The sequence below is a fragment of the bacterium genome (assembly GCA_037128595.1).
Classification (GTDB): Bacteria; Verrucomicrobiota; Kiritimatiellia; order CAIKKV01; family CAITUY01; genus JAABPW01.
The window spans coordinates 45,159-68,916 of record JBAXWB010000006.1; the positions used below are offsets into that span (position 1 = coordinate 45,159).

General features: G+C 50.9%; 23 protein-coding genes. 12 read left to right on the top strand and 11 right to left on the bottom strand.

All coding sequences use genetic code 11. The features are described from left to right. The first annotated feature begins 81 nt into the window (after positions 1-81). Together WCS52_04655 and WCS52_04660 are read left to right on the top strand one after the other, a co-directional pair. Positions 82-1,401 carry an ATP-binding protein gene (locus tag WCS52_04655; GenBank protein ID MEI6166463.1) on the top strand — a complete coding sequence of 440 codons (1,320 nt, stop codon included), beginning with the start codon at positions 82-84 and terminating at the stop codon, positions 1,399-1,401. A gap of 773 nt (positions 1,402-2,174) precedes the next feature. Then, positions 2,175-3,254: a hypothetical protein gene (locus WCS52_04660; GenBank protein ID MEI6166464.1), complete on the top strand. Its 1,080-nt coding sequence runs from the start codon at positions 2,175-2,177 to the stop codon at positions 3,252-3,254. Between the two features lie 60 nt (positions 3,255-3,314). Here the strand turns inward: WCS52_04660 and WCS52_04665 are convergent, their stop codons facing one another. Continuing rightward, positions 3,315-3,890: a hypothetical protein gene (locus WCS52_04665; protein ID MEI6166465.1), complete on the bottom strand. Its 576-nt coding sequence runs from the start codon at positions 3,888-3,890 to the stop codon at positions 3,315-3,317. A gap of 265 nt (positions 3,891-4,155) precedes the next feature. Between WCS52_04665 and WCS52_04670 the strand changes: the two genes are divergently transcribed. The 9 genes from WCS52_04670 (at position 4,156) to WCS52_04710 (ending at position 10,151) form a co-directional block, all read left to right on the top strand. Then, the gene (locus WCS52_04670; protein ID MEI6166466.1) at positions 4,156-4,662 is read left to right on the top strand and encodes a hypothetical protein; all 507 of its coding nucleotides are present in this window, start codon (positions 4,156-4,158) and stop codon (positions 4,660-4,662) included. Next, the gene (locus WCS52_04675) at positions 4,659-4,868 is read left to right on the top strand and encodes a helix-turn-helix domain-containing protein (GenBank protein ID MEI6166467.1); all 210 of its coding nucleotides are present in this window, start codon (positions 4,659-4,661) and stop codon (positions 4,866-4,868) included. The genes WCS52_04670 and WCS52_04675 overlap by 4 nt, the downstream gene beginning before the upstream one ends. After that, on the top strand, positions 4,865-6,139 hold the full coding sequence (locus WCS52_04680) for a site-specific integrase (GenBank protein MEI6166468.1): 1,275 nt from the start codon (positions 4,865-4,867) through the stop codon (positions 6,137-6,139). The genes WCS52_04675 and WCS52_04680 overlap by 4 nt, the downstream gene beginning before the upstream one ends. 394 nt (positions 6,140-6,533) lie before the next feature. After that, on the top strand, positions 6,534-6,833 hold the full coding sequence (locus tag WCS52_04685) for a hypothetical protein (GenBank protein ID MEI6166469.1): 300 nt from the start codon (positions 6,534-6,536) through the stop codon (positions 6,831-6,833). Between the two features lie 11 nt (positions 6,834-6,844). Further along, entirely contained in the window at positions 6,845-8,329 is a 1,485-nt protein-coding gene (locus WCS52_04690) for a DNA polymerase III subunit beta (protein ID MEI6166470.1), read from the top strand. A gap of 71 nt (positions 8,330-8,400) precedes the next feature. After that, positions 8,401-8,616 carry a hypothetical protein gene (locus tag WCS52_04695; GenBank protein MEI6166471.1) on the top strand — a complete coding sequence of 72 codons (216 nt, stop codon included), beginning with the start codon at positions 8,401-8,403 and terminating at the stop codon, positions 8,614-8,616. A gap of 10 nt (positions 8,617-8,626) precedes the next feature. Next, a complete protein-coding gene (locus WCS52_04700; protein MEI6166472.1) occupies positions 8,627-9,043 on the top strand; it encodes a hypothetical protein in 417 nt (138 codons plus the stop codon). Positions 9,044-9,096: 53 nt separating this feature from the next. Further along, positions 9,097-9,954 carry a PD-(D/E)XK nuclease family protein gene (locus tag WCS52_04705; protein MEI6166473.1) on the top strand — a complete coding sequence of 286 codons (858 nt, stop codon included), beginning with the start codon at positions 9,097-9,099 and terminating at the stop codon, positions 9,952-9,954. Between the two features lie 5 nt (positions 9,955-9,959). Next, positions 9,960-10,151 (top strand): JAB domain-containing protein, encoded by a 192-nt coding sequence (locus WCS52_04710; GenBank protein ID MEI6166474.1) that lies wholly within the window; start codon positions 9,960-9,962, stop codon positions 10,149-10,151. A 75-nt stretch (positions 10,152-10,226) separates the two neighbouring features. On the opposite strand, the gene WCS52_04715 is transcribed toward WCS52_04710, so the two are convergent. From WCS52_04715 to WCS52_04745, 7 genes are all read right to left on the bottom strand, one after another. After that, positions 10,227-10,802, bottom strand: coding sequence for a hypothetical protein (locus WCS52_04715; protein MEI6166475.1), 576 nt, complete (start codon positions 10,800-10,802; stop codon positions 10,227-10,229). Positions 10,803-10,846: 44 nt separating this feature from the next. After that, the gene (locus WCS52_04720; protein ID MEI6166476.1) at positions 10,847-12,535 is read right to left on the bottom strand and encodes a penicillin-binding protein 2; all 1,689 of its coding nucleotides are present in this window, start codon (positions 12,533-12,535) and stop codon (positions 10,847-10,849) included. 342 nt (positions 12,536-12,877) lie between these two features. Beyond that, a complete protein-coding gene (locus WCS52_04725; protein MEI6166477.1) occupies positions 12,878-15,298 on the bottom strand; it encodes an Hsp70 family protein in 2,421 nt (806 codons plus the stop codon). Then, positions 15,295-17,025 (bottom strand): dynamin family protein, encoded by a 1,731-nt coding sequence (locus WCS52_04730; GenBank protein ID MEI6166478.1) that lies wholly within the window; start codon positions 17,023-17,025, stop codon positions 15,295-15,297. The genes WCS52_04725 and WCS52_04730 overlap by 4 nt, the downstream gene beginning before the upstream one ends. Further along, positions 17,025-17,282 carry a hypothetical protein gene (locus tag WCS52_04735; protein ID MEI6166479.1) on the bottom strand — a complete coding sequence of 86 codons (258 nt, stop codon included), beginning with the start codon at positions 17,280-17,282 and terminating at the stop codon, positions 17,025-17,027. The genes WCS52_04730 and WCS52_04735 overlap by 1 nt, the downstream gene beginning before the upstream one ends. Positions 17,283-17,492: 210 nt before the next feature. After that, positions 17,493-19,397 (bottom strand): dynamin family protein, encoded by a 1,905-nt coding sequence (locus tag WCS52_04740; protein ID MEI6166480.1) that lies wholly within the window; start codon positions 19,395-19,397, stop codon positions 17,493-17,495. Between the two features lie 11 nt (positions 19,398-19,408). After that, complete coding sequence (locus tag WCS52_04745; GenBank protein MEI6166481.1) at positions 19,409-20,527, bottom strand: hypothetical protein; 1,119 nt, start codon at positions 20,525-20,527, stop codon at positions 19,409-19,411. A gap of 460 nt (positions 20,528-20,987) precedes the next feature. Between WCS52_04745 and WCS52_04750 the strand changes: the two genes are divergently transcribed. Continuing rightward, positions 20,988-21,989, top strand: coding sequence for a DUF3150 domain-containing protein (locus WCS52_04750; protein ID MEI6166482.1), 1,002 nt, complete (start codon positions 20,988-20,990; stop codon positions 21,987-21,989). Between the two features lie 111 nt (positions 21,990-22,100). Here the strand turns inward: WCS52_04750 and lepB are convergent, their stop codons facing one another. The 3 genes from lepB to WCS52_04765 all read right to left on the bottom strand — a co-directional run bounded on the left by lepB (position 22,101) and on the right by WCS52_04765 (position 23,749). Further along, positions 22,101-22,640 carry a signal peptidase I gene (gene lepB, locus WCS52_04755; protein MEI6166483.1) on the bottom strand — a complete coding sequence of 180 codons (540 nt, stop codon included), beginning with the start codon at positions 22,638-22,640 and terminating at the stop codon, positions 22,101-22,103. Between the two features lie 144 nt (positions 22,641-22,784). Beyond that, entirely contained in the window at positions 22,785-23,282 is a 498-nt protein-coding gene (locus WCS52_04760) for a cupin domain-containing protein (GenBank protein ID MEI6166484.1), read from the bottom strand. Then, on the bottom strand, positions 23,279-23,749 hold the full coding sequence (locus tag WCS52_04765) for a DUF4190 domain-containing protein (protein ID MEI6166485.1): 471 nt from the start codon (positions 23,747-23,749) through the stop codon (positions 23,279-23,281). Before WCS52_04765 ends, WCS52_04760 begins: the two co-directional genes overlap by 4 nt. Positions 23,750-23,758: the final 9 nt, after the last annotated feature.

The following is a 23,758-nucleotide window of genomic DNA, read 5'->3' on the forward strand; positions in this document are numbered from 1 at the left end:
CACAACAAATCGGCTTTACATTACCGTAATGTGTATTACAGTAATGGCTATGACGATGAAATCATGTGGAATGGGGGATGGATGAAGTTTTATAACCGTGAACGTGAATTGGCTGAACTCAAGAAGCTCTACACGCAGACCGCCACTCAAGCAAGAATGACGGTTATCACGGGCAGGAGACGGGTGGGCAAGACCTCTCTGGCTCTGGAATTCGTTAAAGACCATAAGCGCCTTTATCTTTTTATCTCCAAGAAGCCCGAAACGCTTCTCTGCATGGAGTTTCTTGAAAATATCAAAGATACGTTTGATGTTCCTGTGGTCGGAGAAATCAAGACCTTCAGGGAAATCTTCCTGGTGCTCATTGAACTGTCCAAAAAGGAACGCTTTACGGTCATTCTGGATGAGTTTCAGGAGTTCTATAATATCAATCCTGCCGTCTATTCAGAAATCCAGTACCTTTGGGATGTGAACAAGACAAAGTGTAAGATGAACCTGATTTGCATCGGCTCTGTTTATTCCCTGATGCACAAGATATTTGAAGAGAATAAGGAACCCCTCTTTGGCCGGGCTGACCGGAATCTTTTCCTCAAACCTTTCCCCATTAAAACCATTAAGGAAGTTTTGGGTGATAACGGCGCAAAAGGACTCAAATCACTCTTTGATGTTTATGTGCTGACGGGAGGCTTGCCAAAATATCTGGAACTCCTGACAACCAATTCCGCCCTGACCTACGATAAAATGATGGAATTTGTATTGCAGGCGGACTCCCCTTTCATCAACGAAGGAAAGAATCTGCTTATTGAGGAGTTTGGGAAGGAATATGCGACATACTTCTCCATCCTTGAACTGATTTCTATAGGGAAGACCGCCAGAACGGAAATTGAGTCTCTTTTGGAAGTGGATATTGGCGGGTATTTGGATCGGCTTGAGAATGACTTCGGGTTGATATCCAAACACAAGCCCATTAATGCCAAACCCAACTCCCGAACACAGAAATACAAGATACGTGATAATTTCCTGAATTTTTGGTTTCGCTTCATCTATCGGAATCGGTCAGCCATTGAGACGGGGAACTTCCAATATATTCGTGATATCATCAATCGGGATTATGATGCCTACTGCGGGGTTCTATTAGAGCGGTGTTTCCATGAACTTTTGGCGGATACAGGGAAGTTCAATCAGATCGGATCATATTGGGAGCGGGGTAACCTTAACGAAATTGACTTGGTTGCCATCAATGACCTAAAGAAGCGCATTGTTATTGCCGACATCAAGCTCAACAAGGCGAAGCTCAATATCGGGGCACTGAAGGTAAAAGCGAAGGATCTACTGGCTTCCTACCCCGCCTACGAGGTTGAATGGCTTGGACTGAGCATTGAAAACATTGCCGACTACGTCTAACATGGCTGAAAGTCGTTCTTATGACAACGCCCTACTTCGCCCTGCGGCGGGTACGCCTTGTGCTTCGAAGGGCGACCATCCTTCGCTCTGCGCATTGGTCTTGGTCATAGACCATCCGTAGCTCAAGCCGTATGGCGCTCTAGGCTCACCGCCCTACTTCGCTCTGCGCCTGTGTTCTTGGTCGTAGACCATCCGTAGCTCAAGCCGTACGGCGCAGAGCGAAGGATGGTCGGGGCGGCGGGATTTGAACCCGCAACACCAACCAAGCCTGTATTGAAAAGTGAGGGGGGTGGGACTGAAAAAGGGACTCACTCTTTCCGAAACCCTCCGGATCTGCAACAAGTCGTCGATTCCTGGGCCATGCTCCCCGCCCCTCTCAAAGCCGCCGTCATCGCTATAGTCGGTAGCGCCACCGGAGGTGCGCGGTGAACAGTCCCATCGCCCAGAGCCGAGCGGCGTTTGAGCTCCGTAGCCCAAGCGAGAGACGCGCCCCGCCTGAAGAACAAGCGTCTCCGAGCGCTGGAAGTTTCGGCCCGCCCGGTCAGGGCAACCAACGCCACATTCAAAGCTGCTTTCCTGATGTTTCCTCGTCAATCGTCAGCGAATGTCCTGACTTTTGGGACGCCGCAAAAGTTCGGATTAATACAAGCAAGGCCATTAATGAGTCTACACCATGGACGTCGTGCCCCCGCGGGTTGGATGCTTCGCAACGCGAAGCATCACCCGCAGGGGGGCGCACCTGCTTGTCTATAGGTGCATACTGGCACGCAGCAATGGATAAAATACAGACTTCAACGCTCGAAATCTATTCCGCGGATGTCGTGATTAAAAGGTGGAACAATCAGAATAATGCAGGGAAAAAGCAAATAGGCGCAGCGCGTGGAATTATCGCAGGATTTTCAAGTGGAAGTGCTAGGGAGTTCTGTCGGCAAGTGCGCAATCAACCTTTACTTAATAGGACAGGTGTGTCGGGGATGGCTACTGCAACGTATGGGACAAATATCCCGAAAGATTCCCTGACAGTAAGACTTCACATAAAACGTATGACTATGAGGCTTACCCGCGACGAAATAGGCGGCTATTACATGATTGAATTCCAAGAAGCAAGAAGGGCAATCCATGTCCATTGGATTTTGTCGCAAGCTATCGAGCCTCAAGCGTGGGGTATGATGTGGGTTGAAGCAAGTGAGCAAACGCATGACACGGATGCTGTTAGCGTGGCCTGTCATAAAAAAAGCAGTCAAATCATGAAATCTGCCAGGGGTGCTTCCTTCTATGCATCGAAATACGCGTCAAAGGCTGGCCTTCAAAAGGTTGTCCCAGACGACTTCTCTTGGTCGGGTCGGTGGTGGGGGCATTGGGGAATTCCTATTGTTAAACCCGAACGCGTGGAGCATGCTTCCGCGGTCCATCATGCCTCCTTCCGCCGACTGTTTCGTCGTAAAGCAAGATCGGAGGCACAATCTTACTACCGCTCAAGGTTGGTTGGTCAATTGAACCATGATTTCAGAGTGGATAATCTCATCTATTGTGGGAATTCACTCAAGGATGCAGTAATGTATGCCGCTCAAGGTTATGGGGGGAATTGGGGCGCATTTAATCATCAAGGGCATTATCTCTGGGGTTGGAGTGCCGTTTCAAAGCAACTCCGGCAGGTGATGGCAAAAGAGGGAATCAGACCCCCAAAACGGTCAAAGGACTGGAACAAACTCACGCTATACGGGCAAGCTGGTTTTGTCCGAAGCAATGAGGAAAGAATTCAATCGTGTTGTTATACCCCAGAGACAAAAACCGTAATGAATTTCTTTCAGGGAAAATTAACAGGATCAATAGATAAAAATACAACTCATTAACGCTTCCATTGATGCGCGAGCGTTTAGCGAGTCGCGTCAAATGGCGTGTTCGCCTTTAATTTATGGCCCCGGTGCGTGAGTAGCCTTTTGTTTTTCGAGTTTATCATCATTCGCAATATCTAACCCGCAGAAGCCTAAAAGAAAATCGAGACATTCAAGAGGATTTAGCCCCACCCTGGCAGCGACTATACCTAACGTAACACCTGCTTCAAAATCCGTGGCTCGGTGGAATCCGGACTCACCGGGGTTCCGCATTGGTGACCAGTTCAGCCACTTCTCGTTTTTTTCTGCAAGACTCTGTTGTGACCAATCCATACAAGTGCGGTTATACGAATATGCCCATGGTGAGTCCGTCATGAAAAGTGCAGGGAAGAATACTACAGGATAATAAATCTCACCCTCTTGCCAAACGCTATAAACGTTTCGTGATTCACTACCCACTCGATATGTCTTAGCCAGAATGCCAACTGATGGATGTACAAGAGCGCCTAGGCCAACATCTGCGCCTAGCCCGGCCCCCACTCCTATGGAAATTTTCCCGCAGTCACGCAGATCTGCCAGTCTCCCGGTAGCACATCCGGAAAAAATAGCGGCGATGACTAATAGGGCTAAGGTGTTGTTCCGAATCTTCTTCATTCTTTGAATTGGCGAACTAGTTATTATGCCGATCCCGTTATCCAAGTTTTTTTCCGGATGAGCGGTCGTAACCAATCCGCTCCATCCGTTTCATAATTCGAGTGTAACGTTGAGCAAAGGACTGTAAAGATTATTCACCTCATAATCTCCACAATGGACCGATGCAGAGTCATAGGCAAATTAACGGAAAGAAATATACTTATAAAGAAGATTGACTACTTTGCCCACTACGACTACATTGCGATTAATAAATCAGGAGGCTACTATGGATTGCGATGACAAATTGAATGAAATGCGTGAAGGACTTCTCGAATTTGCAGAGAGCGGACCCTCGAGGGCAAAGCACGGCCTTATTACTGCGCTTTTCCCGTTTATCTACCAAGCTGCCAGACGGATAAGCACAAGAGCGATAAGCCGATGGCTTGAAGAGACTCATCAGACTAAAATAAGCCCCGCAGGGGTTTCAAAGTCGCTTCGTGAACCTGAGCGACACTGGGAAGGGTATTGGGAACTAATCGAACCCTCTGCAAGAATATTCGAAGCTCACAACCCAGCGGCAATGGAATCCTTCCTGTTCGATCGTGAACTCTTTGAAAAAATGGCTGCTGAAAATCAAAATCTTGAGGGAGATAATCAGGATGATTACTGGAATGCGATAGAAGCCCTCCAAAAAGAATGGTTCGCATTGGATGATAAGACATTGTCGAATATGTGGAAATATGTCCCAAAAGTCGTCCATGACGATGATAATCTAAAGGAGAAAACGCCATGAACCCGTCAACGAATGAAACCGAAGCTTTATTAACCGTCAAAGAAGTCGCCAAGCGATGGAACATGTGTACAAAGACAATTCGTCGCTATGTTGATCAGGGCCTCCTTAAACAGGTTCGCTTTTCGGCAAGGTGCATCCGTTACAGGGCTTCGGAAGTTGCTGCGGTACTGGCAACAATGAGTGGTGAAAACAGGAGGGCATCATGAGTGCGGTATTTCGACGATCAAGAAGGCGTAATGGGGTGAAGGTGAAATCATTGAAGTATTATACGCGGATCGGTCGTAAAAGCGTTAACCTAGGCGTCACTGATAAGCAGGTTGCAGAGCAAAAGGCTGCGGCCCTGGTGCGTGAGGTCGAACGTGAAGGGGTGGGCCTCATTCTGCCCAAGCCAATGCGTCTGGCTGCATCTAGGCCGCTTACAGAGCACGTTGAGGAGTATATCAAGGATCTAACCGTGCTCGGTCGTTCTGAGAAGCATATTAACCTTGTAGAAAGTCGTGTGCGCCGTCTCCTGACCGAATGCGGTTGGTCAGTCCTGGGCGAAATAACAGCGGATAGTTTCCAAACGTGGCGAGCCAAACAAAAAGCTGCCCCGAAAACAATCAACGAATATTTAAACGCAATTCGTGCCTTTTGCAATTGGATGGTCGATCAAAACCGCATGACATTGAATCCCCTGATGCGAATAGTCCGAGTCGAGACACGCGGCATGCAAGTTGAACGGCGGGCGCTTACCGTCGAGGAGGTTTCCGGCCTTCTATCCATTTCGGGGAGCCGTTCGCTATTCTATCTGGTGGCAGTCCAAACGGGTTTGCGGCGGGGAGAAATCGAGGGGCTTAAATGGGGAGACATTGATTTTGACACCATAGCGCCCTGCATCCGTGTTCGGGCCTCCACGACAAAAAACCATAAATCGGCTGTTATCCCGCTTCATGATCAACTGACTGCGGCGCTGTCGGCCTTTCAGCCTTCTTTCGTGGATGCCGGCGAACTGGTCTTCCCAGGCGGATTACCCCGCATGCGCGCAATGCGTATGGACTACAACGCGGCGGGGATCGCTGCACAAGACACTCAGGGCCGCCTGGTGGATTTCCATTGTCTGCGTAAAACATTCGACACGCGTTTGCAAGTGAATGGTGCGGGGCTCACAACAGTCATGAATCTGATGCGGCACAGCGGCCCAAATTTGACGGCCATAACCTACACGGATGCATCACTCTTGCCACAGGCGCAAGCGATTAATGCCCTGCCCTGGTATGGCAAAAAAAAAGGGACTGAAAAAGGGACCACATCGATAGTCAAAACGGGTTCCGAAGGGTCTGCAACTGTCCACAACACAAAAACGCAAGACCAACATGAAACCCCTGCTAACATTGATCAGAGTCGCGATTTGTCCCAACGTGTCCGCAGGGGTCTAAAAAGGAAAATGGTCGGGGCGGCGGGATTTGAACCCGCGACCTTTTGGTCCCGAATCTAAAAGGCATTATTTTTTGAGTTCAAACCACCCATCACGAGTCGTTTGAACTATTTGCAAAATGCATAACTACAACTATTTACGACTAATCTAGCAAAACACATGGTTTCAGCAACAGTCGGAACGAAATTGGCAGAACCCGCGATCACAGCAAATAAAAGCCAAACATTTCAGGTGGTTCGATTATGGATTTCACAGAAGGTATGCAGTGACAACCACAGAACCATGAAATCCCTAAACGCTTCCACCAGCACGCGGCATCTTTCCCCACCCGCCTCCGAGTAAATTACCCTCCTTTCCGAGTTATAATACTTAGAGGGAGGCGCTTTCTTTTCGCCTCACCGGCAGTCTCGTCGACTGCCATTTCATCAACCCCCAACCCCCACAAGGAACCCCCATGAACTATCGCGAAATCATAGACCGTATCCGACGCCTCAATATCCCCGCTCGCGCTAAAGCCGAACTGCTGATGCTCTACCACCGTGCCCGCAGCATAGGCGAGCGCATCCTGCGTTTTATCGAGCGTCACCGGGAATTTGCTGAGGCCATGCTGCTGGGTGCCATCGCAGCCTATCTCGTGGCCCACGTACCCTGGATCGGCGGCTTTCTGGCGCTTTGCACGCTTATCACGGCGGCTGCTATCGGCGTCATGAAGCAAATGCACGAGGACCTCTCCCAACTGTTTGCAACTACCTGAAAGGAACCGCCATGGAACTTACTATCCCCCGTTCTGAATTGAAAACCGCCGTCACCGGCTTATCCAAGATCATCCCCGGAAAGGTAACGATCCCCATCCTGGGCGCGGTTCGATTTGAAGCCAAAAACGGCTTAACCGCCACCGCCACCGATCTCGACCAGACCGCCTGTTTCAGCTTTCTGAACGCGACCTGCTCTGAAGAAGGTGGGTTTATCATGCCCCTCAGCACACTGAAGGAATTAACCAAGGGCGCGGACCGTGATCAAATCCGCCTCGTCACCGCTCCCGGCAACCAGATCGCCATTACCAACAATGTAGCCGGCAATGCCATCCAGTTCACAGTGAATGCGCTGGATCCGGCCGAATGGCCTGAAACGAAGATAGACGTGCAGCATTCGCCAGCCGATGGTTTCCTCGAAACCTACCGCCGACTTGCGCCATTCGTTTCAACCGACCCCACCCGCTACGTGCTTAACAGCATCTACCTGGATGTCAGCGGCACTGGTGACCGCCCCGGCTGCATGGTTAGCGTGGATGGCCGCCGGTTGTCAGTGTGGAATAGCATGCGTTTTGACCTGAAAAGCTCATGCCTGATCCCTGCCAGCCGCTTTCTCACATGGGCGGGATTAACCGGCACGCCCTTCATCGGCTTACGGGAGGAAATAACGCCAAAAAGTGGCAAAGTTCCCGAATTCCGTAAAGCCTGGTTCGGCCTGACGGTGGGAGCCTGGAATTATACCGTTAAGGTTCCTGATGGCACCTTTCCGAACTGGCGTCAGGTGATCCCCGACTACTCGCTTGATCCGAATCTGCAACGCTGCTGTTTCACCGACAAGGACGCAGAAGCGTTGCGGAAGATTCTGCCCGGTTTCCCTGGGCATGATTCTGACCATGGGACCATCGTACTGGTGGGCAAAGAGAGCCGCTTGAGTATCAGTGGTCGGGGCAAGGATGCCGCCACCGATACTGTGCTGACACTGGAGGGCGGGTCTTCGTATGAGGGAGCGGGCGGTGAGATTGGCCTGAACCGGACGTATTTGCTTGAGGCGCTCGCCGCCGGCTTCAGGACGTTCAGTTATGTGGCTGAGATGAGTCCGCTCAAGAGTGTGGATGATCGCGGTGGCACGCACGTCATCATGCCGGTTCGAACAGGACGTGAAACAGTGAAAGTACCTGAGGTGAAAGTAACGGTGGCTGCCGAGAATGAAACACCAACGGCTATACCGGAAGCGGTGCCGGTTATTGAAGGAAACGAAGTAACGGTCCCAGTGACCAATAAGGAGAATGTAATGCCTGAAAAGACAGAAGAGTTGAGCGCGCTGGATAGACTCCAGGCGACGTATGAGACAGCCAGGTTGAAAGTCAGGGAGGCCCAGGCCACTCTGGCTGATCTGGCCGGTCTGATCAAGGAAGTGGCTAAAGAGGACCGTCAGCGTAAAGCCGAAGTGGAGAGTGTCCGCTCGGGGCTGGCGAAACTGCAGGCTATCAAGGTTTGAGGCCTGAGAGATAAACATTGAGGGGGCCGTGGGAGCAATCCTGCGGCCCTTTCGCATTATAGGAGCAAACGATGAGCAGATTCGACGTAGTAATGGAGGTCGCCTGTGGATCCGAGTATCGGACTGGGCGCCAGATCGCCATTCAGGTGAGTGGCACGGACCGCTTGGATGCCGCCTTACGGGCGGAACGAGTGGCCGATAAGGGGTTGAAGGAGAACGAGTACGCCCACGCAACCAGCGTGGAACCGACTGACGATCCCCCCGCGATGATGGCGATGGCAGCCTGAGGAGAAACAAATGCTTAAAGCTATCGTGTCATACGCAAAGAAGTTACCGGTGCCTGGCGCTGAATACTCCAGTCAGGGATTCAGCCTTAGCCTGGAGACAGAAATCAGCGAGCGGGATCCGGCATTGATCCAGGCTAAACTCCACGAGACCTTCGAGCTGGTTAAGAACAGTGTCGAAAGTGAACTCGTAAAGCAGTCCAGTTTACCCACTCCGACAGCAAGCATGAAGCCTGCTCCGTCGCCGGAGAAGGCCAGCAACAAGCAGATCAAGTATCTGACCGACCTGGCTCAGCAGAAAAACATTACCCTTTCGGATCTCAATGCGACGATCCGGAAGCAATGCGGGGTAACGGGGCTGTACGACCTCTCCCGCAAGCAATGTTCGGATCTGCTGGATGAGCTGAACGGTAAACGCAAAGCAGCATAACCATGGCGGGGCGGGGACATTCCCCTCCCCGCCTCAACCGAAGGACTTTTTTTATGTCTACCCTGTCAGAATATCGAGATCGGCCGCACTGGAGTTTCAGCGCATTGAACCAATTTCTTAACATTTGCAGCTTACAATATGCGTTCCAACGCATCATCCGACTGCCTCAGGCGTTCACATCTGTTAACTTGAGCTTCGGGTCGGCCTTCCACCGATGCCTGGAGTGGATCCAGCTCACACGCAAGGATGGCCAGTCAGTGAGGCGGGAAGAAGCCGCCGACCTGTTCCAAACCCTATGGTTACGGCAAATCAAGGAGGATCGCCTTATCCGGTTCGATAACGACCAGAACGCTGATGATCTAAGTCGGCAGGGGCGAGACATGGTCGCCTGCCTCGTCGACCGCCTGGATCCCGAGGAGAAAGTCGTATCAATCAGTGAGGCTTTTGCTGTACCGCTAGTTGATCAGTGGGGCGAATCGCTGGAAACGCCCATGATTGGGGAAATTGATACCGTCGTTCAGAAAGCCGGCCGTAAGACGCTGGTGGACTGGAAAACCTCGGGCGCCCGATGGCCCAAGCAGAAGCCACACCTGGACCTACAGCCGACCGTATTCCTGTATGGCTACCAGCATACCCATGGCGAGACACCGGACTTCAGGTTTGATGTCGTAGTAAAATCCAAAACCCCGGTCCTGGAACAGCACCTGACCACCCGTACCCAGGACCAATTTGACCGGATGGTCTGCCTGGTTAAACGGGCAGAATCGATGATCGCAGCTGAGCACTGGTTACCCTGTGAGCAGTCGTTCTATTGCGGCAGCTGTGGGTTCCAGGAGGCATGCCGGGGGTGGCACCGGCAACAAGCACGGACCATTAGCATTGGAGGTAACGATGTCAGGAATGCAGCTTAGTTTAATTGGCCCAGTGCGGATCCGGGTCACGATGGAACCAGGGAGGTTACTCCTCCCCAGAAGACCTACTAATCACCCGGCAGCTCATCCAAGCCGGCCAGATCCTGAAGATCGGGGTGCTTGATCACGTTAACCTGGGCGCAACCGGACAGTACAGGTCACTGAAGGATGCGGGGCTGGTGGAGTTCACCGCTTAAAGTACTGGGGGAGTCGGCATGTCCGACTCCCCCAGTATCGCGGGCGCAGGGTACGCCGTTTGTTAGCTATCGCAGTCAACCCGTAACACAATTACACATACCGCCCTGCCGTGGCTCCCATCCAGGATCTTCAACCAGCAAAGAGGCAGGATCCTCAATAAGATCAGATTCACCATTGCCGTTGATCAAATTTTTACACCAACCCGAAACATAGATTAGCGCAGATGCACACCCCTGACGCAGGAACTCCAAATCACCAATATCTCCCTCTGGGGCAAAGGCCTCATCTACCTCAGCCGATTCCGGAAAAACTGGCACATACGCCTCCGGTATCGCACACATGGCAGCGACAACTTCTGAAGCCTTTTTCGTAAGTTCGGCATCTGTCAGGCTCGGTAATGCCACGTAAAGATCATAGGCATGGCCCAGGATGCTGAAATAGAAATAATTCCCGTACTTAACGACTTCCGGATCTGTATCGAACCCGCCAGCATCGGTTGCCCACATCATGAACCTCTGATTGGGAGCCATGCCGGAAAGATCGAGTTCAGGAATCACGTCACACTTATCGCGTCCGGCATCCAGAAGCTGACCGGCCAGCAGAACAACATTCTGAACCAGTTCCCTGATATTGCCCGCTTCCAGAACCATGGCGTCAATCCGGGGATCATTTTCAAACCTGTTGATTGATTTCGTCAAAATGTCTCATTACTTTCCGGAGAGGTAACATTACGGACAGGCTCATTTTCAGTTGGAATGATATCCAAATAACGTACGACCTGTTTAGCGATTTCACCGAATACGGGAGCAGCGACGGCACCGCCAGTGTGCAATGGCTGCGGCTCATCAAACACCACTATCATCCCGATTTCAGGCTTTTCTGCCGGTAGGAACCCGACAAATGAGGCCATGTAATCGGTCTCGGAATAATGACCTCCTTTGACTTTTTGCGCAGTTCCGGTCTTGCCAGCCACCCGGAAGCCATCCACATGCGCCTTCGTCCCGGTCCCACCCACCTCGCAAACCCGGGCCAGAAGGGAACGCATCAGCGCGGCCGTGTCCGACCTGATCGCGTGGCCTAGCTCCTCGGGCTGCCGCCGCAATAGTACCGTTCCGTCGGCAGCGACAATCTCCCGTACCACATAAGGCTTCATCACCACTCCATTATTGGCGATGGTGCAAAGGATGCTCAGCATTTGGAGCCCCGTGACCGAGACCCCCTGCCCAATCGCGATCCGGCTGGAACTGATGGGAGCCCACTTGGCCAACCTCGGATAAATACCGTATTCTTCACCAGGAAGGTCAATCCCCAGCTTGCTTCCGACTTCAAAGGCACGTAGATACCGGTCCATATTTACATTTCCTAACTGGATGGCGATTTTGGCAGCACCGATGTTGCTCGATTTCTTAAGGATGTCCGCGACATTCAAGCGAGGATAAGAGTGGTAATCCCGGAGGATCTTACCCTGGTAAAGCCATCGCCCGTTCTCGGTTTCAAACATCGTTTCCGGCTTAACGATTCCCATATCCAGCGCCGCTGCGATCACCGATACCTTGAATGTAGAGCCTGGGTCATAAACATAACCAATTGCCCGGTTCAGTTTCTGCAGGTCATTCGCCTCCCGGTATCGGTTGGGGTCAAATCCTGGACGGCTGACCATGGCCAGAATTTCCCCAGTGCGGATCCGTTGAATGATGACAAAGGCCGCTGTGGACCGGTTAACTACCATGGCCGCATCTACGGCCTTCTCCGCAATATACTGGATGTTCTGGTCAATCGTCAGGAACACGTCAGCGCCGTCTTGTGGGGAGATCTCCTGGATGCGCCGGTCAACCATCTCCCGGCGGTGCCCATCCAACCGGCTCTCGATTAACCCGGCACGCCCCTTGAGATAGTTCTCCAAAAGTTGCTCGACGCCTCCAGACCCAACGCCATCGCTAGTCACATACCCAAGCACATGGCACAACATGCCATTCTGGGGGTAGAACCGGATTGAGGCATCGTTCATGTGGACCCCCGGCAACTTGAGACTTGCCACTTGTTCCGCCGTCGCCTCAGGGACTAGCCGGGCAACATAGGCGAACTGGCTGTTCGTCTTGGACAACCTGGCGGTGACCTCGGCAATATCGAAATCCAATAAGGCCTTCAGGCTCAACACGGTGGCATCAACACGGTTACTCGCCATCAGCAAGGAGGGATCAGCCCAAATGTTCTGGACGCCAATATTAAGCGCAAGAATGCCAGCCGACGTACTGCCGTCTAGAATGCGGCCCCGGGAAACAGCTAGGGTTTGTTTGAAGGTACGCGTTTTGGCCGCCGTGCCCCGCTCAGGCGCGCCAATACCAAGATGGAGCACCACAAGGCGTACGATCAGTCCAATCATTGCCAAGCCCAACAGAACCACAATGATCAAAAACCTAGTTAAAGAACGGTCATTCATTTATCAACGGCCTGTCCGCCCGGGCCAAACACAAGGCCGGAGGCAATTCGGAACAACAGAGGAAATGCAGTGAACCATCATCCCAGAACCGCACAGTTGCGCCTCTGCGTCGGGAAAACGAACCTACGTGACAGTAGAGGCACTGATTATGACTTGTACAGGATCGGGAAATAGACCGCACGTCAGTTCCAAAGGAGGGCTGTACGGGGTGGGGATGACGGGCGCACCAAGCCTGAACAACAAAAACATTCCTGAAAGAAAACATATGAGTCGTTTTGATCATCATCATTTACCTGATAGCTGCTGGTCACGTAAGCCGTCTTTCATCGCAGCAAAAATGGGAGATTTCAATATGCTGACAAAATGCATCTTTAAATCGAGAACCTGACAACCATCAGGAACATCAATTGGTGATATATTCGCAAGAAATCCTTTAGAACTGGCAGAAAGAGCAAGAGGTTCACATCCACAAGGAATTGAGAGAAGTGAATATAAACGAGGAAGATCAACACCATCAAACAAAGGGAAATATTTCCCAAATATTCTTTCGATTAATTTCATTTGTTCATCGATAATCGACTGCATCGTTTTACTTTGCGCAACAACACTCAGTAGCAATTTCTGCCAAGCATCCGTAATGGGCTCGGGCACTCCGCAAGAAGTTTCGCTATATGCGTAATCTCTAGCAGCAAGGGCTATCGCTTTATTGCCAGTAGCTAAAGCTCCGACAACACCCGCTGCAATCAACCCACCTTTCAACCATGGGCTACGAACAGCTGGTTTTGGCTGAATAGCCTCATTGAGGCGCTGATAGTCCTGACTAATGGCGTCAAGTGCGGCCTGCAAAACGCACATTTCCTTGCGAATTTCATTACGCCCTTGGTCAATACAATTCAAAAGAGGACCGCGATATTTCGCACATACCCAATTATTAATTACAGCTATTAAGAATTTATCTGCATTATCAACAAGATAATTATTACATCGTGCAATGATAACTTTGGCCGTATCGCCCTGACCGAATACAGACGTAATGGGCAATAACTGACAAGCCAGCAAAGATCGACAAAAGTCTTTTTGCAATAATTCTTCGGCATAAAATTTCGGTGTCCGATAAGACTTATGAATTTTATCCAGTGATTCATACAGGATTAAACTATGTTCCTTGGCAAGGCAGTATTCGACTTGGTCGAAACTGATTTTATTTCGGCCAGCGCAAAGCCATCTAATACATTTCCATTCAGCACTCCATCGTCCAGAAGAGGAGTCCGAGAGACAAACTCGCGAAGCTGACGCCAGCAATCCCTTCTTACCAGTGCCAAACCATGTATCATCATGCTGGACGAGCGCATCTGACACGGGGATTGCTCGCGCATATTCACTCCACGCATTAATTATATTTGAACCCGAGATGGCATCTCCAACTGCTATTTTTCCCGCTGCCAGTTTGCCTGCATTCAACGAAAGAAGTTTTTGCGCGAGCCTTTCTTTCGAAATGTCAATGAAGCTTGGCTCTAACTGAACAGTCGTTGACTTGTATGCATCAGATTCTATTTCTTTACACGACAGATCGTTTGATTGTTGAAGGCTAGTAGTATTTTGAATAATACAATTCGGCAACTCAGTCCCTCCGCTCAATGTCACATTAGCTAACGCCCCCAACACCGTCGCATATTCAGAACGCTCCCACCAAACGGCATTGCACTTACATTGCTCTGTAATAGCTTCCTTAAATCCGCGCAACTTCGCACTACCACCAACAAGAAGTACAGCTGGAGTATCGAGATTGATTTTAGTTCGAACCTTTTCCAGATAGGAACTCAAGGTCAAGCAAGCTTGAACGATGTATCGTTTGTTAACAATATCGCCAAGAATTTCAGAAGATATCTCAACATGTTGATTGCCAATACTAATCCTTCCGCCCGAGCCAGTCCGGGAAAACCTTTCTTTAATTAAACGAATTTGATCTAGGACAAGTGAGTGTTTTGACTGAAGTTCGGCCCGCACAGCCTTATCACTGATCGCATCGTCAATTAAAGCGTAGATGGCCTCGTCAATGTCAAATCCCCCAAGTCGATTATCTCCTCCAGGCGGAAGGTCAGGTATAATCGAAAAAGAGTTGCCATCGGTACGATGCAGGCATGCCCAATCCAAAGTGCCACCGCCACAGTCCAAAACAATGACATGCTCTTCTTGCCCACCTAACTCAGTCAGCCATGCCTGGGCTGCGGCTATCGGTTCATCCACAAAGCTAATTCGATCCTCGGTAAAACCTGCATTGCGGGCTGCCTCCGCGAGGATTTGCTTAGCGGGCGGTCCATACTGTGCCGGAATCGTGAGGGACAATCCGACCGGCAAAGTGTCTCTAAAATGCGGAATTTCCTTTGTGCGGTTACGAAGACCCGCAAAAAGTAGAGAAAGAAGTTCGATCGGTGTTGCTTTCTCCCTATTTCCAGCGCGTACCCATTGCTCCTGCAAATCCCTTTTTAATGGGCGACGCAAGAAAGCCTGCGGGTCTGAATCACGGTACTCAGCTGCTTCGTCACCGCACAGTCGGCGCCCGTCTTCGCCTAGAAAGAATATAGAAGGAATAAAAGAACGTTCATCCTGTCCCAAGCGCATAAGTTCGACGGAGTTGCGTTGGGGGTCAAGGTATGAAAGTTTAGTGCGCATGGTTCCAAAATCAATGGCTATCGTGTCATTCATTGGGCTTCTGCCTCCAGAAGATTAAGAATATTATCCAGAATATCGCCAGCGTGCGTGCAAATTGCAGCCTTATCACCGTAGTTGCGCTGTTTCTGAAGTGACCAAAAAGCAAAGCGCTCTCTGGCCTTGGTGATGGCCGCCGTGTTGTCTGATGTGGTGACGACCAGCCCGAGGCGTGACCACAAATCAGGACCTTGTTGCCCGAAGAGACGGTCGAGTTCGACGGCCTCTTCCGGGGCGAATGTTGCACGTTTTGTTTCCAGTACTTTTAACGATTCGATGTCCGCATCGAAAAGCTCAAAATTCCGTGTAACTCGATATTTCAAGGCGTCCACCTCACGATGGATTTCTGTCAAGGCCGAGATATCCCGCTCTAGAACGCAAAGCGAATCCTCTATATATTTCTTTGCGTCGATTAATCCTGCATCGCTGGCACAACGCGCGGTGACTGCGTCTGCCGCTTCACGGCCTTTTTCCACCATTGCAGTTTGCATTTCGGATTCCCTGCGGAGGGTTTGCAGCGAGATCTCACATGGCTCCCATGCCTTTCGAAGTATCGTACTGGCTTTGATCAAACGAGCACGAGAAAACAAGTTCTTCTGGAGCAGATCACGGAGTGCTGGGATGCCGCTGGCTGTATGGAGTCTGGCGCGAAGCGTCTCGCCGTCTGTCGTTTTGTGTTGGCACGCAAGCCTGATACAAATCGGGAGAATATCCCATTTGAGTGCTTGTCGAATTCGACTTCTTTGCTCCACCGAAAGCGGAATATCAGATGCTTCTTCAAGGAAGTCGTCTTTGTCACCGAGAAGTCGGTTCACCGTATTTACCGGTGTTTCTTGCGCAAATCTTACGACCAGATTCAATATATCCGAGGGTGTGCTAATACTCTTGATCGCCAGTAATCCGCTCGTTGGGATTATCGCCGCCACTTGACCGTCAAGATGCACCTTTAATCGCTCGCACTTTTTATAGGCGTTACCAACCGGATCCCAGTCATCAAAATTGGCTGCAACCCCCTCTTGATTCATGTCCCACTTTTGAATTATCCCGATGCTATTGTACGCTGACGCACCCGGCAGACGGGAATCCTGCCCATATTTAGTCAACAACTTAAGATCGTCCTCACGACCTACGGGATTCACCACGTATAAGACCGCGTCAGCACTTCCACCATATCGCAGTGTGTCTTCCTCTAACTTCGCAGCAAGGAATCCCTGAGTCGCCTCCTCATGCGCTTGGATCACGCTTCTTGTTCCAGGGGTATCCACGACGTTGGCGACACGCAAGAAATCCGTATCGGCGAAAAAATCGAGACAACGAGTCTTGGACGCGTTCTCGTCCGTGCCGATCCATTCGGAAGCTTTTTGAAGAGGAAAGTCGGAGGTGCTACCATCCATCCAATGAACTCTAAAATTGTGACATTGGTCTCCCTGACCATGCCGAAACCAATTAATCGTTGCTGTAGTCTCGGTTACGCCGGTGGGTGCAAGATTCTCCCCAATAAGCGCATTCAACAGCGTTGATTTCCCGACGCGCATTTGCCCCACAATAGCAACTGTAAAGCGCATATCTAATGATTCAAGAAGTCGGAGCCGCTGAAGTTCAAAGGCAAGCGGGGCAGTTGACTTGTGCCGGAGCAGGAATTCCGGCATGGAGGTTGCGAACCGCTTTACAACATCATCGAACTGCTCATAAGAGAAGACTGTATTATTCTGTAAAGCAGTCATTAGTCTGCTTCTTCCGCCGCTACGCAAATTCGAACCGTTTCCAGAATTTGATCTCCTGATTCGATATGTGTGTAGTCGCCGCGAACCACCATAATACCGAAGATTTTCAGCTCTTTTTCTAGCGTTACTACATTTCCATTGCCGTAAAACGAAAGATAATCCTCTTCACACATAACAAACCGCCGTGGCTTTACACCCCGGTGCTTTCTTTTGAAAGTTTTCAGAATATCATGTATTCGATTTCGAAAATCATTCACGAGAAAGCCTCACCTCTTTTGTGCTCGGACAGTATATCGCTGACATATTTACAGGTCAGACATTCCATTTTAAATGTTGCCGGCCGTAAAATATCCCTTGTTTGGCCTCCAATCGCGGGGATTTCTTCATCATTATTCTTCCAGACTATCACGGCAGTTTCTGTACTGCCGCATTTAGGGCATTGATCCCCGACCTTTCGCCACTCTTTATTACACATGCGGCAACTCCGTCTGTTCAGAGGTTAGTCTCGCAAGATTTCGAAGAACGATATCTGCTTGCTCCAACATTCGGCGCAAGCCATCTGCCTTTTGTTTAGCCTCATCACGGGATCTTTGCCGCTGCTCAGAAATGGACTCCATTTTGCCTGCAATTTCCTGTTCGACTTCCGCGGTGGCCTTGCGGAGTGCGTCGCGAACACCTTTTTCGTACTCTGCGGCAATGTTCTCAAACTGACGGATAGACTGTGACTGTGCACGGCGTACAGTATCGGATAACACCTTCTCGAGTTGGGCAAGTGCTTCCACTTGCCGACGGGTCTTCAAACCGTCGCTGGCCTTCCACCCACCCACGGCCGCACCTACAAGAGCTGCAATCCCGGCGGCGGCGGCCAGTGGCGGAAACACCAGGCCGAGTATGCTGACCCCGATATTTGCCATCATTGCACCTGCCATTCCGCCATATAGTGAATTTCGCGCTTCCTCAAATCCGCTGAACTGCATATTCAGACTGTCTATGTGCATCCGCGTACCTCCAGAAATCGGAGTATGAATCTGCACGGGAAGGCTCTTGCCGAGAGCGGACGAGAAGTCATTGACAATAACGAACATCTGATCGTTGTAGTGACCTTGTACATCCAGCACGATCTGTGAGCACTTATCAACGCAAGAAGCCAAAACCGAATCCGCTTGCTCGTTCATCTGCTGCGGGTCAAAACTCACCCCTCTCAGGGGACTCACGATTTCAGAAACAAGCGGACTGAACGGGGAAGGATCTAATTGTTCCTGCAGATTTTCGCGTGTCTTGCGTTTGAGTTCCGCTACCTTGTCTTGAAAAGTCGTCACGGCGTTTTGGAAATCGCTATTTTTCCACTGTCCATACTTAGTCTTCGTCTCGATGAAGGTTCTTTCGAGATTATCCAACCCTTCTTTAGTCTCGGTTGCGGCAATTTGTACACTGTCAGTGAGTTTGCGGTGTATGCCAGCAGCCTCGACCGAAAGGGCCGAGAGTAGCCGCCGCCCTAATTGGTCTTCTTTTTTTGCAAGTAGTTTATTGTACAAGAAATAGATGAGTGCCGAATATCCGCTACGATCCAGATGTTTTGATGAATGGTTCGCATCAGCAGCGAATTTGAGTTTCGCGCTGACAGGGAAATAGATGAGTTTTTCTGTCGGCACATTCAATTTGTCAGATATGATCTGCAGATTACGTTCCCGCCACTTCTTCCATTGAGTTTCCTCGACAAGGTCAATCTTCGTTTGCACGAAGAAAATGAGCGGGTTCTTCTTTCGAAGATCAAGCAGCATGTCCACTTCAGCTTGACTAATGACCGCTTCGACGGAATCCAGAACAAAGAATACAGCGTCGGCGTTAGGAATGTACCGCCATGTGATGTCACGGTGTTTCCTGAATAGGCCGCCAAGACCCGGGGTATCGATGATGGCAACCCCGTCCTTGAGTAATGGATGAGGCAACTGCATTCCGATAAAATCAACACACTTTGTGTTGTTTGGGTTACCCGCTTCTGTACCGAAGTCAGGAAGTTGCGCTTCAGTAATTTCAATTGGCGGAGGTGTGGTCTTGGCACTTTCTATATCAGCGGCCGATGGAAACACCTTTATTTTTTTCGGTGTGCCATACATTAATTTGTATACAGTTGAGGTAGCAACATCGCTCGCTGTTGGCAAAAGCCCGGGCTCACTGAGCAGAGCGTTGATAAATGATGACTTACCCTTTTTCACCTCGCCGACAACCACGATACGGAAGAGTCCTAATCTATATTGGGCAATTTGCGCCTGAACATGTTCAATTGCAGCCGTATCCTTCACATCTCCGGCAAGACCGATAAACTTTGTAGCGACATCCAGAACTTGGTCTTTCGTAATGAGATTTGCCATTATTTTCTCCTTCAAATGATTCGAAATAGTGTGTCTGTTGCTGACTCATTAAGTGATGCCATTCGACTTTTGGGTAAATTTTCGATGAAAGCCCGGACAGCGGCATCTGTTAGTAAAGAGGTTGTTTCCCCAGGCCCCACCTGAGTACTATCAGCAAGACGCTCCTGTAGATGTGACCTGAAGTCATCGTAAACACCGCCAAAATACGACGAGATGGCTGGGAATACACCTGTTGCTTCGTCAAAACCATGCCCTGCGGCAAAGCTCATGTCAGATGGCGCATTGTCAGTCGCAACATAAAAGAATCCGGAGTCTTGCCACGCATCCTTGAACTGTTCTAAATCATACGCTTTACCGGCCCCACCTGTGGTATCTCCAGAATCATTGATGATAACCTGCGGGTGATTTGGATCTGTTGCGTCAACACCTGTTACCCAGATCGCATGATCAGCAGATTGGTGAAAGAAGTCTTTAAGTGGTGACGCGTCATGCCAGAGCTCATCAGAATCAACACCTACAATGACTTTGTGCCCTTGAGCCAATTCGGCCATTAAATCCTGTATGGACGCCCCCATTTCCGAATGACAAGGGATGCCATGAAGCTGGAGTAAATCCCCCACATCTGAAGGGGCCATACCACGGTCCGTAAGCCAGCCATTGGACGTTGCTTCATAAACAAGAGCGGCTTCAGACACATCGTTGCCCGTATATTCCTCAATTATGCCTCTCTGGGCTTGCACTGCACATGTGAAGGGCGTCGTCTGGGGCTGCCAATAATACGCATCGGTATCGGGTGAACCAACAATCCCGGCAGTTGCATCCGGAGAATCATGGGCACTCCAAGGCATATGCACATCATTGATCTTAAAATCAAAACTATCGAGCACATCGCCCATATTTACATCCCGCGAACTCCCAAATGATTGCATATGATAACCACCTGGAATGGCGAGGTTAGGAGCGATTGTGGCTATTCTGTTCCCGCCTTCGAAAATCCCCCCTCCCGGCCCGAACTGACTTGGAACAAAATCCATGGATGCACCATAGGAACTTTGCTCCATGTTAACTTGCCCCTCATCAGGAATGTCATTCTGTATATCCAATGCAGTATCAAATATGTCGTCACTCATTTCTACCTCCATCCCGGGTTTCAATACAAAAAAGAAGGCGCGAACTCCAAGTTCATGCCGTCCTGAAGGCCCGCCAAGGCCCGTGAAACGAACATGCACAAGAAGCCGCGCCCCACACGGGACGCGACTCTCGGCAGTGTTGTTCATTTCACGTAAAAAACTTGGCGGTTTTCAGGACAACATCAACTGCACAGAATCGCAGAAATTAAATTGTAAGAGAATTTACGTTATATCGATCATTCCTCCATTAGCGGCATTAGCGCCGCTTTTGCCTGCAACTATACGCCGTCTTATTGAGCGCGCAACCTGAAACATTCAAATATTTACCGGCATCCTCGCATAACCGAACGGTCAAAACGTGTCCGTGCGGTTAATACTTCCAAGTAAAGGGTTATAACTCTTGTGGAGCGTTTACGCTTCATCTTTTTCCCATGAGTTACCCCACCACAGAAAGGATCCGATGAGCAACCAACTATTAGACGTACTGACCCGCGAAGGAGTTTTGATTAACGTCAGCATCCGTTACTGGCGCGCAGCCAAAAAGCTCCGTGCTGAAGACCTCGGCCTCGATGCCGCCAACGTCACCGACCTAATCAGCCTGGGCCACAAGAAACTACTGCCGAGGCAGGCCCTTCAGCGTTTCTCCCTGATAGAGTCGAGGGCCCACGCCCTGGTTGAAGCCGCCACCTTCCCGTTCCTGAACGGCCTGGGCCACTTCCTGCCCAACCAGAAGCTTAGCGAAACCACCCAAGCACTCAGAAGGCTCGAGCAGGAGTTCGATGCAGCGAGACAGGACTTCATGTCCGAATACGCTGATCTACGCGTAGAGGCCGCCCGGGAGTGGTACGAGGCCGCCCGGAAGCTCGTCCAGGATCCTGACCGGCTGGTAGCGACCATTGAGGACGCGTTCCCCCAGCCCTCCAGGATGGACCGATATTTCGGCTTCACCACGGATCTGTTCCAGATCGCACTACCAAAACGGCTGGAGACCCAGTTGGTGGATATGGCGGAGCATCAGGGCATAATCAGCGCCCGTCAGGCGGCCGCCTCGGAATCGAAACGTAAGATCACGGCCGGCGTTGATCGGTTTGTCCAGGACTGCGTCGCCAGTCTGAGGGAGCAAACCGCGCAGTTGTGCCAGGAGATGCTCCAGAGCATGCGTGACGGGAAGGCGGGCGTACACCAGAAGACGCTGAACCGCTTGAAGGGGTTCATTGACCAGTTCCGGCAGTTGAACTTCGCCGGTGACCAGGAACTGGATGCGCAACTGGAGAAGGTCCGGAGTCAGTTCCTCGGCAGCACTGCTGAACATTACCGGGATGACGCCACCGCCCGGACCCGTATGACGGAGGGGATCCAGCGGCTGGCGGAGACTGCGCGTGTTATGGCGCGGCAGGATACCCGCGAAGTCGTTGAGCGATTTGGCCAGTTGGGCGTAAGGCGTTTCAACCTGGCAGCATAATGTCCCGCGAAGAACCTGGCCTCGTATCGTTCCTGCTTAGGCGGGGCGGTACGGGGCCATCTTTTACGAAGAACAAAAAGAGGGCATTTCTTTAGCTAATGAAGACCATTTCTACCAGATCCACAAACGCCCTACCAGTTGGTCGCGCCCCACGGCCCCGAACGTACGGCTGTCGGCACTGATGGGACGGTTGTCGCCTAATACAAAATACGCATTGTCGGACACCCTGAATGCATTCGTGCCAAGCGACTTCCCTTCAGTGGTCATCCCCTTTGGCAGATAGGGTTCCACTCGCACCTTGCCATTCACAATGACATGCCCATCCTTAATCTGGACCACATCCCCTGGAGAGGCGATGATCCGCTTCACGGAAAAGTCCCCCGAGCCAGGCATGTTGATCTCGACAATTTCGTCCGGCTGCGGGTCACGGAAGCGGTAGACCATCCTATTGATCAAATGGCGTTCGCCATCATGAAGCGCGGGCAGCATGCTGGTGCCTTCAACTTCCCCAATCATAATGACATATCGTACGAGAAGGAAATAGCTGAGGACAGAACCAAACAGCATTGAGGCAAGAATAAGCGTCCTTTTCTCTCGAGGCACCGCCCTGTAGTCAAACAGGCGGCGTGTTCTGCCATTATTTTTAAACATCCGCCCTCCAACCTGTGCAGCATTGAGGCGCGAGCGGCTCAGCAGTTCGAGAAATGGCGCCAAAACCCAATCACTTAACCATCAATACTGCATCCCTGTTCAGTTTGAATGTATTCCTCGCGGCTGAGTCGAACAAGCGAATATTCATGTCAGCCGCTTGATAAGGGAGCTCTTCGTGGGACATAGGGCGACAAGAGTATCCTGATCAGCCAGCTCAAAGTCCGCAAAATCAAATCCAGGGGCCACCGTACATCCCATGAGGGTGTATTGCCGGGGATTATCCACTGTTGCAGCAAACCAATCCCCTCTCGTTATGACCTGTTGAGGCTGTTGCCTCCGGTGACCCTCAACGCCTAGATGAACCGCCTGATAGCACCCCTGTGGGTCAATGACATGCAAAGTCAACGGACTCCCCGCATAGAAATGCCAGATTTCATCGGAGGCAATACGGTGAAACCTGGAAACATCCTGACTGCGTAACAGGTAATAGATAGATGTCGAGAACGCTCTGGGACCGTTATAGCGGGCAGGCAGGGCTTTACCACCCACCCCTTCATCGGAACGATATACCTCACGATAAAAGCCGCCCTCGGGATGAGGGATGAGCTGAAGACGTCGAATCCAATACCGTGCAGATTTCATTGGGGCATACCAGCCATCAGCGCCTTGAAGATCGCCACTAAGAAAGCCAAGCCAATACCTGCAATGGCGCCAAAGATCAGGATCACGAAAACCGACAAGCTGAGGCCAATAATTCCCGTAACGAGCCCTGCCGTGGCAAGTCCCTGACCGTTGACACCTGGCTGGGCCTTGATACGCGTCACAGCCATTCTGGAGAACACTATGGCAAGAATACCCATGACGATGCCACCCAAGTACACACCGGGCACAATCGAAAGTATCCCGAGCACCAGGCTGGCGATGGCGAATCCGCTCGTTTGGACCTCAGTTGTGACCGGTGCAGGAAGGGAAGACGGAAGGGCCGGAGGAATGTCACGCCCCATACTGACCAAGATAGGCGCACCGCAACCCGGACATTCCCCAGTCCGGCCGGCATCAATAGGCTTTGCCTTAATGATTTCCCCGCACTTATCGCATTTCTGCGTCATATCATGTGC